Consider the following 15,437-nt stretch of genomic DNA (forward strand, 5'->3'; position numbering starts at 1 on the left):
CTCACGTGCAGCGCGCGCTCAGGCCGGAGGCACCGAGCTTGGCCATGACCTCGTCGAGATGCGCGGCGTCGCGCGTTTCGATGACGAGCTGAAGCAGCGTCGCCTTGGCCGGCAGATCGGAGAACGTCCGCTGGTGCGAGACCTCGATGATGTTGGCGCCGGCTTCCGCGAGCAGCGCCGCCACCGCGGCGAGCTGGCCCGGCCTGTCGGGGATGTCGAGCGACAATTGCGTCAGCCGTCCTTCGCGCGCGAGCTCGCGGGTCAGGACCGAGGCGATCAGCCGCGTGTCGATATTGCCGCCGCTCAGGACAAGGCCGACCTTCCGGCCGGCAAAGCGCGAGGGGTCGCTCATGATCGCCGCGAGCCCGGCGGCGCCCGCGCCTTCCACCACGGTCTTCTCGATCGAGATCAGGGTCGCAACGGCGCGTTCGAGCTCGGCCTCGTTCACCAGCGCGATGTCGTCGACGAGGCGGCGGACGATCTCGGTCGTGATCTTGCCCGGCGACTTCACCGCGATGCCTTCGGCGAGCGTGTCGCCGCGCGCGGGCAAATTGCCGTCATGGATGGCGTTGTACATCGAGGGATAGAGCCAGGCCTCGACCCCGAGAATTCGTAAGGACGGCTTGAGCGCCTTGGCCGCAATGGCGATGCCGCTGATCAGGCCGCCGCCGCCGATCGGAACGACCAGCGTATCCAGCTCCGGCACCGCCTTGAGCATCTCGAGCCCGACCGTGCCCTGCCCGGCGATGACGAGCGGATCGTCATAGGGATGGACGAAGATCATGCCGCGCGCTTCGCCACGCGTGCGCGCGAACGTGGCAGCCTCTTCGAGGGTCGCGCCGGTGACGATCACCTCGGCGCCGTGATGCCTGGTGTTCTCGATCTTCACCATCGGCGTGCCGACCGGCATCACGATGGTCGCGGGAATGCCGAGGCGCTTGGCGTGATAGGCAACGCCCTGCGCGTGGTTGCCGGCCGACATCGCGATGACGCCGCGTTGCCGCTCTTCCGCTGAGAGCGCGGTCAGGCGGTTGAGGGCGCCGCGCTCCTTGAACGAGGAGGTGAACTGGAGATTTTCGAACTTGAGCCAGAGATCGCAGCCGCAGATCGCGCTGAGCGTGCGACTGTAGTTGCAGGGCGTCTGAACGACGGCGCCGCGGACCACGTCCGCAGCCGCTTGTAGATCGGCGACCGTCACTGGAAGGTCGCTCAGGTCGACCGCTGAATCCGGCGTGCGTTGCGAGGTGGTGTCGAGTGCTTCGGCCATAGGCCAATATAGGGCATTTGGCCTGTTACCGCGATACAGGAGCCGCTATTTGGTAAATTGCCGCGAGCGCGACGCGCGCCAGAGCGTCCACAGGGTTCCTAGCCGCGATGGCGGCTGTGACAGGAAGGGGTTGCGATCCGCGCGGGACAGGCGCGCCAGATCGCGGCGCGCCACTGCGAGCGGCAGGAACGCCGGCCTTGCCTGCAGCGGTATCTCCGCCAGCAGCGAGGTCGCCGTCGCGATATGCTTTCGCGCCTCGCTCGTGAGCTCATCCAAAGCCGCGCGCAGCGTCGGCGTCTCCTTGGCGGCAAACACCTCCTCGATGGCGCTGCCATGGCCTTCCAGGAGCTGCTGCGGCACGAACAGCTGGCGATGCGCGGCATCGCGCCGCAGGCTGGCGATCACCTGCACCATGCCCTGCGCGAGGCCGGCATGGCGGGCCAGGTGATCGATGGCCTCCGACGGCCGCGCGCAGATCCGGGCCGCAAGCGACAACAGCGCCGAGCACGTCTCGGTCAGATACCCCTCCAGCGCCGCCATGGTCGGCATCGGGTCGTTGTACAGATCGAACTGGTGCTCCTCGACGAGCCGCGACAAGGGTTCGACCGGAAGATCGTAGTCGCGGATCGCGATCAGGAGCTCGGCGGCGACTGGGTTGCCCTCGGCGCTGCCATGGACATGGCCGGCCAGCATGTCGGTCCACCATTGCAGGCGAATTTCGCCCGGCAGCGGCTGGGTCACCTGATCGCGGACGCGGACGATCTCGGCGTTGAAGGCATAGAGCGCGAGCAGAGCGCGGCGCTCGTTGGCGGGCACGAACAGGGTCGCGGCGTAGCGCGCGAAATCGTGGCTGCGCACGAGATCGGCGCAGAAGGCAGCGTCGGCAGTCGGTGCGCCACTCATGGCACGGCGATCAGGGCCGCCGCGACACGCCGTCGCTCGCCGATCATGATGTTGTAGGTACGCACGGCGGGGCCGGTCTGCATCGTGTCCAGCACCACCCTCACCGCCTTCAGCGCCTGCCGCAGCTCCGGCGGCGGCAGCCACACGCCGGTTCCTGTGCCGACCAGGAGCGTGTCGATGCTGTTGGCCGCGGCAAAGACCCGCTCCAGCGAGTAGCGGTCGATCTTGGCGGGGTCGGTCACGTCCCAGGCCCAGATCGCGTCGGGCAGGCACAGCAGCGAGCCGCGATGCGACATGCCGGCAAAGGCGAAGCCGCCCTTGCCATAGGCATCGATCGGCGCCGAGCGCGGGAAATGAGGAGCGTTGGGATCGCCGGCCATGGGATTCGTCCGAATGAGCCTACTGCCCTCGCAAACTCTTGCGAGGGCATGCGGTTCGGATCATGCCTTGTTTTTCTTCGCCGGCGTAGCCGTATCGGGCGCATCTTCGCGATGCTCGCCGACGCCGAGATAGATCAGGATCGGGGCCGCGATGAAGATCGAGGTGTAGGTGCCGACCAGCACGACGCCGAACATCATCACCGCGGTGAAGCTGTGGATGGCGTGGCCGCCGAACAGCAGCAGCGCCAGCAAGGCCAGCGTCACCGTGACGTGGGTGATAATCGAGCGCGACAGCGTCGAATTGATGGACTCGTTGAGGAGCTGCGGCATCGGCATCTTCTTGTAACGCCGCAGCATTTCGCGGATGCGGTCGTAGATGACGACGGTGTCGTTCAGCGAGTAGCCAAGAATCGTCAGAAGCGCGGCGATGCTGGTCAGGTCGAAATCGACCTGGCTGATCGACATGAAGCCGATGGTCAGCACGATGTCGTGCACGTTGGCGATCATGGCGCCCAGCGCGAACTGCCATTCGAAGCGGAACCAGAGGTAGATCAGGATCGCGACGATCGCGAGCATCAGGCCGAGCATGCCATAGGCCAGCAATTCGCCGGCGACGCGCGGACCGAGCACTTCGGTGCGCTGAATGTCGACGCTGTCGCCGAGCGCGCCACGAACCTTCTGCAAGGCTTCCTGCTGTGCGGCGTCACCGCCCGGCTGCTCCGCGACGCGGATCAGGACGTTCTCGGGGCCGCCGAACTGCTGCAACTGCACTTCGCCCAGACCGAGGGCGTCGAGCGAGGTGCGCATCGCAGCAATGTCGGCGGTGCCGGACTTCGCCTTGACCTCGAGCAGCGTGCCACCCTTGAAGTCGATACCGAGGTTCAGGCCGTGGGTAAAGAACAGCGTGATGGCGACGATCGACAGCGCTGCCGAGATCGGAAAACTGATGCGGCGGAAGCGCGTGAAGTCGAAATGCGTATTGTCGGGGACGATGCGCAGCGACGGCAGCAGGCCGAGCGCGGCAACCACGGTGAGGACGGCAATGAGGACGCCAAGCCCGATGAGAACGAAGTGAGTCACAATCAGGCTCCTAGATCGGCACGCTCTGCGGCCGCTTCCACCGCACCCACCAGGCAACGATCAGCCGGGTCAGCGTGAAGGCGGTGAACACCGTGGTGATGATGCCGATGCCGAGCGTCACGGCGAAGCCGCGCACCGGACCGGTGCCGATATAGAACAGCACGGCAGCAGCAATGAAGGTCGTGATGTTGGAATCGAGGATGGTCGCGAGCGCCCGCTTGAACCCGGCGTCGATCGCCGAGATCGCATTGCGGCCGCCGCGCAGCTCCTCACGGATGCGCTCATAGATCAGCACGTTGGAGTCGACCGCGATACCGACGGTGAGCACGATGCCGGCGATGCCGGGCAGCGTCAGCGTGGCGTTGAGCAGCGACAACAGGCCGAAGATCATCGCGACGTTGATCGCCACCGCGATGTTGGCGAACAGGCCGAACAGCCGGTAGGTCAGCAGCATGAACACGATGACCATGATCGAGCCGACATACGCCGCAAGCTCGCCCTTCTCGATCGAGTCCTGGCCGAGGCCCGGACCAACGGTGCGCTCCTCGATGACGGTCAAGGGCGCCGGCAGCGCGCCGGCGCGCAAGAGGATCGCGAGATCGTTCGCCGATTGCACCGTGAAGCTGCCGGAGATCTGGCCCTGGCCGCCGGTGATCGGCTCGCGGATGACGGGCGCCGAGATCACCTTGTTGTCGAGCACGATCGCGAAGGGTAGCCCGACATTCTCCTGTGTGGCCTGCGAGAACTTGCGCGCGCCCGACGTATTGAACTTGAAGTTGACGACCGGCTCGCCGGTGCGTTGGTCGAAGCCCGGTTGGGCGTCTGTAAGATCACCACCCGCGACAAGCACCTGCTTCTTGACGACATACGGGGTATTCGGCGGCGACGCGCTCATCAGGAGTTCGGATTCGGCCGGCAGGCTGCCCCGCTGCGCCTGGTCGGGCGGCACAGAGGTATCCACCATGCGGAATTCCATCTTCGCGGTCTGGCCGAGAATAATCTTCAGCCGGGTCGGGTCCTGCAGGCCCGGCACCTGAACCAGGATTCGGTCGGTTCCCTGCCGCTGAATCACCGGTTCGACCGTGCCAAGTTCGTTGACGCGCTTCTCGACGATCTGAATCGACTGTTCGATGGTCTGCCGGATGCGTTCGGTGATGGCCGCCTGAGGCACGGTCAAACGAATCAGGCCGCCCCCAGCGTCGGAGACTTCCAGGCTGCGCTGGCCATTGGAGCCGAGCAAACCGCCCAAGGGCTGCGACAATTCGCGAATCTTCTCGAGCGCGGCGGATAGGTCGGTATCCTTCACTCGGACCTCGACGGCATCGCCTTTGGTCACAAGCCCGGTGTACCCGATCTTGTTGTCACGCAGCACGCGGCGGACGTCGTCGCGGATCTGGTCGAGCTTCTGCCTCTTGACGTAGTTGGAGTCCACTTCGAGCAGCAGATACGAGCCGCCCTGAAGGTCGAGGCCGAGCACGAGCCGGCGCTGCGCCCAGGCGGGCCAGGTCTTGACCTGCGCTTCGGGGAAGAAGTTCGGGACCGCGCAGAGGCACACGATCAGCGCCAGCAGGATGATCCCCAGCGCCTTCCACCGCGTGAAATACAACATCGAGTGAACCTGTCAGATCAGGAGAATACGAGGCTCAAGCGAGCGATCAGCTCGCCGAGTCGTCCTTGGCGCTTTCCTTGGCCGGCTCGCCCTTGGCGCGCACGCCGGAAATCATCTGGCGCATCTGCCGCACCCGCACGCCGTCGGAAATTTCGAACTCGATCTGGTCGTCATCGACGACCTTGGTGACCTTGCCGACGAGGCCGCCCGAGGTCACGACCGTGTCGCCGCGGCGAATGTTCTTCACGAGGTCGGCATGGTCGCGCACCTTCTTCTGCTGCGGGCGCAGAATCAGGAAGTACATGATCACGAAGATCAGGGCGAACGGCAGCAGCGACATCAACATGCTGTTGGTGTCGCCGGCGCCCGCGGCCTGGGCATACGCAGGGGTAATGAACATTCGGACGATCCTCGTGAACGGGGAGAGGGCCGGCATGGCCCCCTCAGGCCAGCCGGGCCGGTCAAATTTCGCGCGGACTATAGCGGCCGCGGTCCCAATTGCAACGCTGCCAGACTGACGATTTGGCCACCTTGCCGGCGGCGCTCAGGCCCGATAAGGCTGCATTCTCAGGAACTTCGGACATGCCCAAAAAACCAAGCAAAACCGCCCGCGGTAAGGCCACCAAGACACCTACCCGAAAGTCCGCCCGCCTCGCGGCAAAACGCCCCACGGCGAACGGCGCCGACCTCGCGCAGGAGCGCATCGTACGTGCGCTGGAGACCATTGCCGCGCACCTTTCGACCCAGGCGCCCGGGACTAACGCGCCCACCTCGTTCGAGCGTGCCGACGCCTTCGTCTGGCATCCGGACGGCCGCCTCTCGGCGGTACCGCGGGTCAGCCGTGTCGACCTCTTCCTGCTCAAGGGCATCGACCGGATGCGGGACATCCTGATCGAGAACACCGAGCGCTTCGCAAACGCCCTACCTGCCAACAACGCCCTGCTCTGGGGCGCGCGCGGCATGGGCAAGTCGTCGCTGGTGAAGGCGGCACATGCCAGCATCAACGCGCACCGGAAAGCCGCCGAAAAATTGAAGCTGATCGAGATTCATCGCGAGGACATCGAGACGCTGCCTGCGCTGATGGAGCAATTGCGCAGCTCATCCTTCCGCTTCATCGTGTTCTGCGACGATCTCTCCTTCGATGGCAATGACGCGTCCTACAAATCGCTCAAAGCCGTGCTCGAAGGCGGCATCGAGGGCCGGCCCGACAACGTCATCCTCTACGCCACTTCTAACCGCCGTCACCTGCTCGCGCGCGACATGATCGAGAACGAGCGCTCCACCGCGATCAACCCCGGTGAAGCAGTCGAAGAGAAGGTCTCGCTGTCGGACCGGTTCGGCCTGTGGCTCGGCTTCCACCGCTGCAGCCAGGACGAATATCTCGCGATGGTGCGCGGCTATTGCGGCCATTTCGGCATCAAGGTCGACGGCGAGGCGCTGGAGCGCGAGGCCCTGGAATGGTCGACCACGCGCGGCTCACGCTCCGGCCGCGTCGCCTGGCAGTTCGTGCAGGAACTGGCGGGACGGCTGGGTGTGAAGCTGACGCCGAATTAGGTCGGAAGGCTCTTGCCAACCCACCGGTGTCATTCCCCGCGAAAGCGGGGAATCCAGTACGCCGCGGCTTCTCCGTATCCCGTCGCTGTCTCTGGAATACTGGATCGCCCGCCCCAGTGCGCAATTGCGCACAAGGCGGGCGATGACAGTTTCATTGCGCAGGTCGCGCGCCCTGCTCCCAGAGCCTAAACTGAATTAACGCCTCACGCCCCGTTCAGGAATTGAAGCGGGTCAACCGGGTTTGAACCCTTACGGATCTCGAAGTGAAGTTGCGGCGATGCCACTTCACCGGATTGACCCGACTTGGCAATGACCTGGCCGCGCTTGATGGTATCGCCGCGTTTCACCAACAGCTCACTCGCATGGGCATATGCGGTGACGTAGCCGTTGGAGTGGCGAACCAGGACCAGATTGCCGTAGCCTTTCAGCTCGTTGCCGGAATAGGCAACGACGCCGTCTTCAGCCGCCTTGACCGGCGTACCTTCGGGCACCGCGAGATTGATGCCGTCATTGCTCTTGCCGTTGGTCTTGGCGCCGTAGCTCGTGATCACCTTGCCGCGGACCGGCCAGCGGAAGGTCGGCAGCGCGCCGGTGGCGTCCGCGGCCTTCGCCGGCGTTTCGGCGGACTTCTCTTCGACATTGGCGGTGGCTTGCGCCAGCCGTGCGCTCTGCACCGGCGGCGCGGCGGAAGCGACCCTGGTGGCGGGCACGGTTGCGACCGCGGCAGGCTGCTGGGCAACGGCGACGGGCGCGGCGGCCACCGCCACCGGGGCAGCAGGCGCGGCGACGGCCGCAGTCTTGCCGCCCGGCACGGTCAGCTTGGTGCCGAGCTTGAGCTTGGCGGAGGAATCGAGACCATTGGCGCGCGCGAGCTCAGCCACCGGAATGTGGTTCTTGCGTGCAATGCTGGCGAGCGTGTCACCACGATTGACGAAGTGGGTACTGGACGGAGCGCTGACGGCCGCCACCGGCTTTGCTGCGGGCGCCGCGACTGGCGCTGCGGCAACCGGAGCCAATGCCGGCGCAGGCGCTGCGGCGGTTGCTGCCGGGTGCGGAATGACGAGCTGCTGACCGGGCGAGAGCGTGCGCGGCCCCTTGTAGCCGTTGGCGGCAAGGATCGCCTGCGGGGTGACGTGATAGCGCTTGGCAAGTACGTCGAGCGTGTCGCTGGTACCGACGATGATCTTGGTTCCGCCGGAGGGACGGGCCGCGGCAACCGAGCGCGGCGGCACGGTGCCGGTGGCTTCAAGATGCGGCTGTGACGGCGGCGCATAGGACCCCATGCCACGCCCGCCTCCGGCTACACCCCCGCCTCCTGCGACGGGAGAGGATTGCGGCGCGGCGATCGCCGGCGGCGGCAACGGCTGGGACTGATAATAGCCGGGCTGTGTCTGCGGCCGTGAATATTGCGGCAGCTCTCGCTGCGGCGGCGGCGCCTGCTGCACCGACCCCGTGGAGTCCTGGGACGCGAAGGGGTTGGAGAAGTTGGATTGCGAAAGCCGCGACGACATATCGGCGCTGCATCCGGCGAAACCGAACGAGATCAGCGCCAGCACCGCGACCTGCGGCACGCGGCGCGAGTAAAGCAACTCGGCAAGAGCGGACATGGTTACTCACTCGTACGCAACTGAACTGGTTTTTTAAGTAAACACGTGCCGAGTAAATAACCGCTTAACCCTCCCAATAAGGTGTTGGCAGCACAGCCGATCCGGAATTCTAGAGCTCGCGCGCTACGCCAGGCAGCGCTGGCACGAAACGAACATCGACGAGTTCCCTGCGCTCGGTCCCCGTCTCGGTGCGGGTCAGGCGGATCAGGGTCTGCACCCCCTGATGGGGGCCGACAGGTGCGATCAGGACGCCCCCGACCTCCAGCCGGGCGATCAGATTGTCCGGGATCTCTTCCATCGCGGCGGTGACGATGATGCGGTCAAAGGGACCGATATTGGCGGGCAGATCGAGACCGTCACCCAGCATCACTTCCACATTGTGGCAGTCGAGCTTTTCGAGCCGGGCGCGCGCCGTATCGGCGAGTTTTCGATAGCGCTCGACCGTCAGGACATGCCCGGCAAGCCGCGACAGCACTGCGGCCTGGTAACCGGAGCCCGTGCCGATCTCCAGCACGCGATGCCGCTTCTGCAACTGAAGCTGCTCGGTCATGTAGGCGACGACGAAGGGCTGGCTGATAGTCTGCCCGCAGGCGATCGGCAAGGCGCTGTCGCGGTAGGCATCCTCCCGGTCAGCCGCCTCGACGAACAGATCGCGTGGCACCTCTTCCATGGTGCGCAGCACCGCCTGGTCACTGATGCCGCGACGTCGCAGCGTGAGCTGAAACATCATTTTTTCCGGCGGATGCTGATTGGTGGTCATGCTAATTTTTCGTCGCGTTTTGATCTCGGCCGGGTCTAACCTGCCATGCAGCTGAGACCTTCGTCGCAGCCGCAGGATTCTTGTTCCGGCGCAGGAACCCATGATAAACTTCTGTCACGGCATCTGACCACATAAACTGCTTTACGCGGAATTGGTCATGCCGGCATTTCCAGATTGGGGTTTGTCCAAACGCTCGTTGCGTCGCATGGTTTTATCTGCGAACGTTTGATGGGAAGGGCAAGGACTCACGGATGACTGCGGGCGGTTCTGTTTTCCTCGTCGAAGACGAGGTCATGATCAGGATGATGGTCGCAGACATGCTCGAAGAGCTTGGCTACAAGGTCGCGGCCGAGGCCGGCGACATTGCCGAAGCGATGCGGCTTGCACAGTCGACCGAATTCGATTTCGCCATCCTCGACGTCAACGTCAACGGCAAGGTGATCTCGCCGGTCGCCGACGTCATCAAGGCCAAGGGCCGGCCCTTCATCTTCGCCACCGGCTACGGCTCATCCGGCCTGCCCGAGCAGTATCGCGACCGGCCGGCGCTGCAAAAGCCGTTTCAGCTCGACGCACTTGGCAAGACCATCGAGTCCGCGCTGCGCGGCGGCTAGCGCCGCTCGCATCTGCTGCAATGATGGAATTGTGCCGGTGATTTGCCCGACGCGTCAACCAATTTCGTAAAACACGAATCCGCCACCAGGCAGCCCCCGGCTACTTTGCATGGGGTTGTTTTCGACCTTTTTTGCAGGAGGGGCGCGAAGAGGACGCGACAGTGGACGCGGTCCCTATTTCAGCGTCTCGCCAAGAGCCTGCGAGAAGGCCTCATCCGTGCGGTCGAGCTTCAGTGGCGTCACCGAGATGTAACGCTCGCGTAGCGCGGCCAGATCGGTGCCATCCTCCGGCAGGTCCATCATCGCGGCACGCTCGAAGCCGATCCAGAAATAGGGATTGCCGCGGCCGTCGCGGCGCTCGTCGATCCTGAGGAAGCCGAGGTTGCGCTTGCCCTGCCGCGTCACGCGGATACCGAGAACCTCTTCCGGCGCGCAGGACGGAAAATTGACGTTGATCACGGTGTTCCTGGGCACGCCGGCCTTGAGCACCTTGCGCAGGATGTCGGGACCGAACTTGCGCGCGGTATCCCACGGCGGCCGCTCGCGCGTCTCGACGCTAAACTCCTGTGAAAGCGCGAACGACGGCAGGCCCAGAATGGTACCTTCCAGCGCGCCCGCGATGGTGCCGGAATAGACGACGTCCTCGGCGACGTTGCGGCCCTTGTTGACGCCAGAGAGCACGACGTCGGGCAGCGTCGCGCCCAGGATGTGACGCGCGCCCATGATGACGCAGTCGGTCGGCGTGCCCCTCACCGCGAAGTGCCGCGGGCCGACCTCGCGCAGGCGCAAGGGATCGTTCAGCGACAGCGAATGCGAGACGCCGGACTGGTCGAGCTCGGGCGCCACCACCCAGACATCGTCGGACAGGGCGCACGCGATCTCCTCCACGACCTTGAGGCCGGGCGCGTGGATACCGTCGTCATTGGTGCAGAGAATGCGCATGCGTCAGATCGATTCCTCAGGTGCTGTGAGGAGGTCTTATCCGGCTATGACCGATCAGGCAAACCGCCGAAATGCGGGAGGTTCCGGGCGGTTTGGAACTACCAACGGCTGTCGGCGGGCCTCTCGCCTAGCGGCGGATGCGCCATTGCGGCAGGAAGCGCGCCAGCCGGCCCTCCGCTCGCAAGGCGAGCACGACCGGCGGGGCAGGTTTCGGCGGTGGCGCGACGGGGACCGGCGCAGGCGGCAGCTCGGTGGCCGCGCGCACCGGCGTACACTCTGGTGGCGGCGCCTGCGGATAGCGCGTGCGTGCGAGCGTCAGTGCCTTGTCAAAATCCTCGAGATTGAGCCCGGGCTTGGCGCGCCGGCTCTGCACGAAATCGTCGTCCCAGAGCCGCGCGATCTCGATGTCGAGCACGCCGCGCAACCGCTGATCGACGGCCTGGATGCCGAAACCGGTCACCGCCCATTGTCTGCCGATCCAGAAGATGTCGCGGTGCAGGGCCATGGACGATCGTTGGAGCTATCGGAGGGGCGTCAGGATAGCCGCCCATCCGATCTTCGCAACCCCAAGCGGTCGCCGCAAGATTGCGACGGCCGGATGACGGCCCTACTCGCGCGCGACCATCTTCAGCCCGCCCATGTAGGGCTGCAGCACGTCCGGCACGGCGATCGAGCCGTCCTCCTGCTGATAGGTCTCCATCACGGCGATCAGCGCGCGGCCGACCGCGGTGCCGGAGCCGTTGAGCGTATGGACGAAGCGCGGCTTGCCGTCCGGCCCGCGCGAGCGCGCATCCATGCGCCGCGCCTGGAAATCGCCACACACCGAGCAGCTCGAGATCTCGCGGAACATGCCGCCCTCGCCCTGGCCTGGCATCCAGACCTCGATGTCGTAGGTTTTTTGCGACGAGAAGCCCATGTCACCTGCACATAGCGTCATCACGCGGTAATGCAGGCCGAGCTTCTGCAAGACCTGCTCGGCGCAGGAGAGCATCCGCTCCAGCTCGTCCTTGCTCACTTCCGGCGTCGTGATCGAGACCAGCTCAACCTTGGTGAACTGGTGCTGGCGGATCATGCCGCGGGTATCGCGTCCCGCCGCGCCCGCTTCGGCGCGAAAGCACGGCGTCAGCGCGGTGAGCCGCATCGGCAGCTGCTTCTCGTCGAGGATGGATTCGCGCGCGAGATTGGTGAGCGAGACCTCGGCGGTCGGGATGAGGCCAAGACGCTCAGTCCGCAACCGCCCGTCGTCTGGCGCGGCGAGCAGCTCGCCCTTGATCGCCCAGAACTGATCATCCTCGAATTTCGGCAATTGCCCGGTGCCGAACATGACTTCGTTGCGCACCAGCAGCGGCGGGGTGATCTCGGTGTAGCCGTGCTCGTTGGTGTGCAGGTCGATCATGAACTGGCCGATCGCGCGTTCGAGCCGCGCGAGCCCCTTCTTCAACACGACGAAGCGCGCGCCGGAGAGCTTTGCCGCAGCCTCGAAGTCCATGTAGCCGAGCGCGGTGCCGAGATCGTCGTGCAGTTTCGGCGCGAAACTGTAGTTGCGCTTGTTGCCGTACACGTGATGCTGCACGTTGCCATGCTCGTCGACGCCATCAGGCACCTCCGCAAGCGGCAGATTGGGGATCGCCGACAGCTCTTTCGCCAGTTCCTCATCGGCGGCCTTGGCGGCCGCTTCGAGCTCCGGCATCGTGGTCTTGAGCTCGGCTACCTCGGCCATCAGCTTGGCCGCGCGCGCCTCGTCCTTGGCCTTCTTGGCCTCGCCGATCTCCTTGGATGCCGCGTTGCGCCGGGCCTGGGCCTGCTCGGAAGCCAGGATCGCGGCCCGTCGCTTTTCGTCGATCGCCAGCAGCGACGAGGACATCGGCTTCAGCCCACGCCGGGCGAGGCCGGCGTCGAAAGCTTGCGGATTGTCGCGGATCGTCTTGATGTCGTGCATGGCTGTGGTCCTGGGGCAGCGCGTCCACATACAACGGCGAACGTTGTAGGTCAGCGCGCTTCCCCTAGCACAGCTGTCATCGCCCGCGAAAGCGGGCGATCCAGTATTCCAAAGACAGCGCGAGGATACGGAGGGGCCGCGGCGTACTGGATTCCCCGCTTTCGCGGGGAATGACAGCCAAAGGATGCGGTGCCTTATTCCGCTGGGTTGGCGCTCGACGAGGCGCCGCTGGAAGCCTGCGAAGCCGCCGCCTTCTTCTCCACCATCGATACCGCGATGATCGAGCCCTCATAGAGCGCCAGCAAGGGAATCGCGAGCGAGCACTGGCTCAGCACGTCCGGCGGGGTCAGGACGGCCGCGATGATGAAGGCGATGACGATGAAATAGCGGCGCTTCTCGCGCAGCATCTTCGAGGTGATGATGCCGATGCGGCCGAGCAGCGTCAGGATCACCGGGAGCTGGAAGGCGATGCCAAAGGCGAAGATCAGCGACATCATCAGCGACAGATATTCGCCGACCTTGGGCAGGAGCTGAATCTGCGCGGTCTCGTCGCTGCCGGTCTGCTGCATGCCGAGCGAGAAGCGGATCAGCATCGGCAAGACGACGAAATAGACCAGCATCGCGCCCAGCACGAAGAAGAACGGGGTCGCGACCAGATATGGCAGGAAAGCCTGCTTCTCGTGCTTGTAGAGGCCGGGCGCCACGAACTTGTAGATCTGCGTGGCGACGATCGGGAACGAGATGAAGCCGGCACCGAACAGCGCGAGCTTGAGCTGGGTGATGAAATATTCCAGCAGCGCCGTGTAGATGAACTTCGAATTCTCGGGCCCGGCGACCCACACGAACGGCCAGACCAGCACGTTGTAGATCTGCTTGGCGAAGAAGAAACAAAAGATGAACGCGATGCCAAAGCCGAGCAACGCCTTGATCAGCCGCGAGCGCAGCTCGATCAGATGGTCCATCAACGGCGCCTTGCTGGCCTCGATGTCGGCGTCGGTCATGACGCTTTGGCGTCCTTGATCGCTTCGGGTAGCGCCGTGTCTTGGACTACAGTGTCCTGGGTCACAGGAGCCGGCTCAACCTCGCGGGTGATCGCGAGCGGTTCATTTGCCGCCGCATGTGCCTCCGCTTCCACAAAGGTCGCGGGCGTCGGGGCTTCCGGTGTCGTGGGCATCACCGGCGCTTCGCCTGAAGTCGCCGGCGCTTCGCTTGAAGTCGCCGGCGGCTCGATCGCGGGCGTGGCCGCGGTCTCCGCAGGCTTGTCGATGTCCTCGATACGCAGCGCCTCGTTGACGTCCTTCGTGAGCGAGGTCATCAAATTGTTGCTGGTGAAGCCGGAGGCAGCTTCCTTGACCTCGTCAAAGCTCTTCTTGAGGTCGGCCATTTCGGCCTCGCGCATGGCTTCCTGAAATTGGCCCTGGAATTCGGCGGCCATCTTGCGGGCCTTGCCCATCCATTGGCCGACCATGCGCAAGACACCGGGGAGCTCCTTCGGGCCGATGGCAACCAGCGCAACGACCGCGATGAGGACCAGTTCACTCCACCCGATGTCGAACATGAAGTCTTCCGTTCAGGCAAGCCGCGATTAGCCCAATCCTCGATGCACGGGATCGGGACCGCCCACGTCTGCCGATCTTTGGCTCAGACGGCCTTGCTGCCGACGTCGGACCGTGCCGCAGTCGGCGCGGCATTGTGCTCGATGGACTTGGCGGGGTCGGGCTTGTCGGCAACCTTGTCGTCGTCCTGCATGCCCTTCTTGAACGCCTTGATGCCCTGCGCCACGTCGCCCATCAGATCCGAAATCTTGCCGCGGCCGAACAGCAGCAGGACCACTGCGATCACCAAGATCCAGTGCCAAATGCTAAGCGAACCCATCCTGCAACCCTCCAAACGCGCATGGCCGGGGACCCGGCCGATCTTCACCGAAACCTAGGCTTCGCAGGTGTCAAAAACAAGGACCAAGGCAGCGCCAATTCGCTGTTGGCACTACGCAATCTTGCTAGTCTTAACTGGTCGGGCAGACCGTAGAACGACGGGCCGTCAGCCCTCGTCGCTGCCCTCGCCGCCGCCTTGCGGCGTCTCCGGTTCCGGCTCGGGCGCGGGCGCCAGCGCAAGGTCCAGATCGTCGCCGGGCTCGAGCGGATCCTCGTCCTCACGCAGCGCCGGGTCGTCCGACGGCGTCGGCACGCTGAAACCGGTCGGCAGACGCGAATCCAGAAGACCGGTACCCTTCAACTCCTCGAGGCCCGGCAGGTCACCGAGTTGTTCCAGGGTGAACTGCGACAGGAAATCCTCGGTGGTTCCGAAGGTCAGCGGACGGCCCGGCGTCTTGCGGCGGCCGCGCGGCTTGATCCAGCCGGTCTCGAGCAGCACGTCGAGCGTGCCCTTCGAGGTCACGACGCCGCGGATCTCCTCGATCTCGGCGCGGGTCACCGGCTGGTGATAAGCGATGATTGCCAGCACCTCGATCGCCGCACGCGACAGGCGGCGGGTCTCGGTGCTTTCGCGCGTCATCAGCCAGGCAAGATCGCCGGCGGTGCGGAAGGTCCATTTGTTGGCAACGCGCACGAGGTTCACGCCACGCGTCGCATATTCGGCCTGCAACTGCGCAAGCGCAGCCTTCACGTCGACGCCATCAGGCATGCGCTTGGCAAGGGTCGCGGTATCCAGCGGCTCGCTGGACGCAAACAGCAGCGCTTCGAGAAGCCGCAACTCTTCGGGACGTGCCTGGGGCTCGTTGTCCATCGGCTCGACCTCTTCTACCCGAACTTCCGCCAAGGCCATG

17 protein-coding genes are annotated in these 15,437 nt (G+C 64.8%); 2 read left to right on the plus strand and 15 right to left on the minus strand.

Features of this window, described 5'->3' with window-relative positions:
- Position 1: 1 nt before the first annotated feature.
- Genes NLN62_RS41890 through yajC form a run of 6 tightly spaced genes read right to left on the minus strand, consistent with a single transcriptional unit; the run spans position 2 to position 5,639 of the window.
- Entirely contained in the window at positions 2-1,267 is a 1,266-nt protein-coding gene (locus NLN62_RS41890) for a threonine ammonia-lyase (RefSeq protein ID WP_254112517.1), read from the minus strand.
- A gap of 45 nt (positions 1,268-1,312) precedes the next feature.
- Entirely contained in the window at positions 1,313-2,170 is an 858-nt protein-coding gene (locus NLN62_RS41895; RefSeq protein ID WP_254112518.1) for a phytoene/squalene synthase family protein, read from the minus strand.
- Positions 2,167-2,550, minus strand: a complete 384-nt coding sequence (locus NLN62_RS41900) for an Mth938-like domain-containing protein (protein ID WP_027527358.1) — start codon at positions 2,548-2,550, stop codon at positions 2,167-2,169. Before NLN62_RS41900 ends, NLN62_RS41895 begins: the two co-directional genes overlap by 4 nt.
- Positions 2,551-2,610: 60 nt before the next feature.
- The gene (gene secF / locus NLN62_RS41905) at positions 2,611-3,630 is read right to left on the minus strand and encodes a protein translocase subunit SecF (protein WP_027527359.1); all 1,020 of its coding nucleotides are present in this window, start codon (positions 3,628-3,630) and stop codon (positions 2,611-2,613) included.
- Between the two features lie 10 nt (positions 3,631-3,640).
- Positions 3,641-5,239 carry a protein translocase subunit SecD gene (secD, locus tag NLN62_RS41910; protein WP_027527360.1) on the minus strand — a complete coding sequence of 533 codons (1,599 nt, stop codon included), beginning with the start codon at positions 5,237-5,239 and terminating at the stop codon, positions 3,641-3,643.
- Positions 5,240-5,285: 46 nt separating this feature from the next.
- Positions 5,286-5,639 carry a preprotein translocase subunit YajC gene (gene yajC, locus NLN62_RS41915; RefSeq protein WP_027527361.1) on the minus strand — a complete coding sequence of 118 codons (354 nt, stop codon included), beginning with the start codon at positions 5,637-5,639 and terminating at the stop codon, positions 5,286-5,288.
- 182 nt (positions 5,640-5,821) lie between these two features.
- Between yajC and NLN62_RS41920 the strand changes: the two genes are divergently transcribed.
- Positions 5,822-6,793, plus strand: coding sequence for an ATP-binding protein (locus tag NLN62_RS41920; RefSeq protein ID WP_027527362.1), 972 nt, complete (start codon positions 5,822-5,824; stop codon positions 6,791-6,793).
- 203 nt (positions 6,794-6,996) lie between these two features.
- Here NLN62_RS41920 and NLN62_RS41925 read toward each other — a convergent pair whose 3' ends face one another.
- Together NLN62_RS41925 and NLN62_RS41930 are read right to left on the minus strand one after the other, a co-directional pair.
- Positions 6,997-8,400, minus strand: a complete 1,404-nt coding sequence (locus tag NLN62_RS41925) for a LysM peptidoglycan-binding domain-containing M23 family metallopeptidase (RefSeq protein ID WP_254112519.1) — start codon at positions 8,398-8,400, stop codon at positions 6,997-6,999.
- A 109-nt stretch (positions 8,401-8,509) separates the two neighbouring features.
- Positions 8,510-9,160 carry a protein-L-isoaspartate(D-aspartate) O-methyltransferase gene (locus tag NLN62_RS41930; RefSeq protein WP_027527364.1) on the minus strand — a complete coding sequence of 217 codons (651 nt, stop codon included), beginning with the start codon at positions 9,158-9,160 and terminating at the stop codon, positions 8,510-8,512.
- Between the two features lie 251 nt (positions 9,161-9,411).
- Here NLN62_RS41930 and NLN62_RS41935 point away from each other — a divergent pair, with 251 nt between their 5' ends.
- On the plus strand, positions 9,412-9,771 hold the full coding sequence (locus NLN62_RS41935; protein ID WP_027527365.1) for a response regulator: 360 nt from the start codon (positions 9,412-9,414) through the stop codon (positions 9,769-9,771).
- A gap of 174 nt (positions 9,772-9,945) precedes the next feature.
- Here NLN62_RS41935 and surE read toward each other — a convergent pair whose 3' ends face one another.
- The 7 genes from surE to scpB form a co-directional block, all read right to left on the minus strand.
- Entirely contained in the window at positions 9,946-10,713 is a 768-nt protein-coding gene (gene surE / locus NLN62_RS41940; RefSeq protein WP_027527366.1) for a 5'/3'-nucleotidase SurE, read from the minus strand.
- Between the two features lie 127 nt (positions 10,714-10,840).
- Positions 10,841-11,218, minus strand: coding sequence for a hypothetical protein (locus NLN62_RS41945; protein WP_027527367.1), 378 nt, complete (start codon positions 11,216-11,218; stop codon positions 10,841-10,843).
- 102 nt (positions 11,219-11,320) lie between these two features.
- Positions 11,321-12,652, minus strand: coding sequence for a serine--tRNA ligase (gene serS, locus NLN62_RS41950; RefSeq protein ID WP_254112520.1), 1,332 nt, complete (start codon positions 12,650-12,652; stop codon positions 11,321-11,323).
- A 194-nt stretch (positions 12,653-12,846) separates the two neighbouring features.
- Positions 12,847-13,653 carry a twin-arginine translocase subunit TatC gene (tatC, locus tag NLN62_RS41955; RefSeq protein WP_027527369.1) on the minus strand — a complete coding sequence of 269 codons (807 nt, stop codon included), beginning with the start codon at positions 13,651-13,653 and terminating at the stop codon, positions 12,847-12,849.
- Entirely contained in the window at positions 13,650-14,210 is a 561-nt protein-coding gene (tatB, locus tag NLN62_RS41960) for a Sec-independent protein translocase protein TatB (RefSeq protein ID WP_027527370.1), read from the minus strand. The genes tatC and tatB overlap by 4 nt, the downstream gene beginning before the upstream one ends.
- 83 nt (positions 14,211-14,293) lie before the next feature.
- The gene (locus tag NLN62_RS41965; protein WP_027527371.1) at positions 14,294-14,527 is read right to left on the minus strand and encodes a twin-arginine translocase TatA/TatE family subunit; all 234 of its coding nucleotides are present in this window, start codon (positions 14,525-14,527) and stop codon (positions 14,294-14,296) included.
- Between the two features lie 165 nt (positions 14,528-14,692).
- Entirely contained in the window at positions 14,693-15,436 is a 744-nt protein-coding gene (scpB, locus tag NLN62_RS41970) for an SMC-Scp complex subunit ScpB (protein ID WP_027527372.1), read from the minus strand.
- Position 15,437: the final 1 nt, after the last annotated feature.

Source organism: Bradyrhizobium sp. CCGUVB23 (assembly GCF_024199885.1).
Taxonomy (GTDB): domain Bacteria; phylum Pseudomonadota; class Alphaproteobacteria; order Rhizobiales; family Xanthobacteraceae; genus Bradyrhizobium.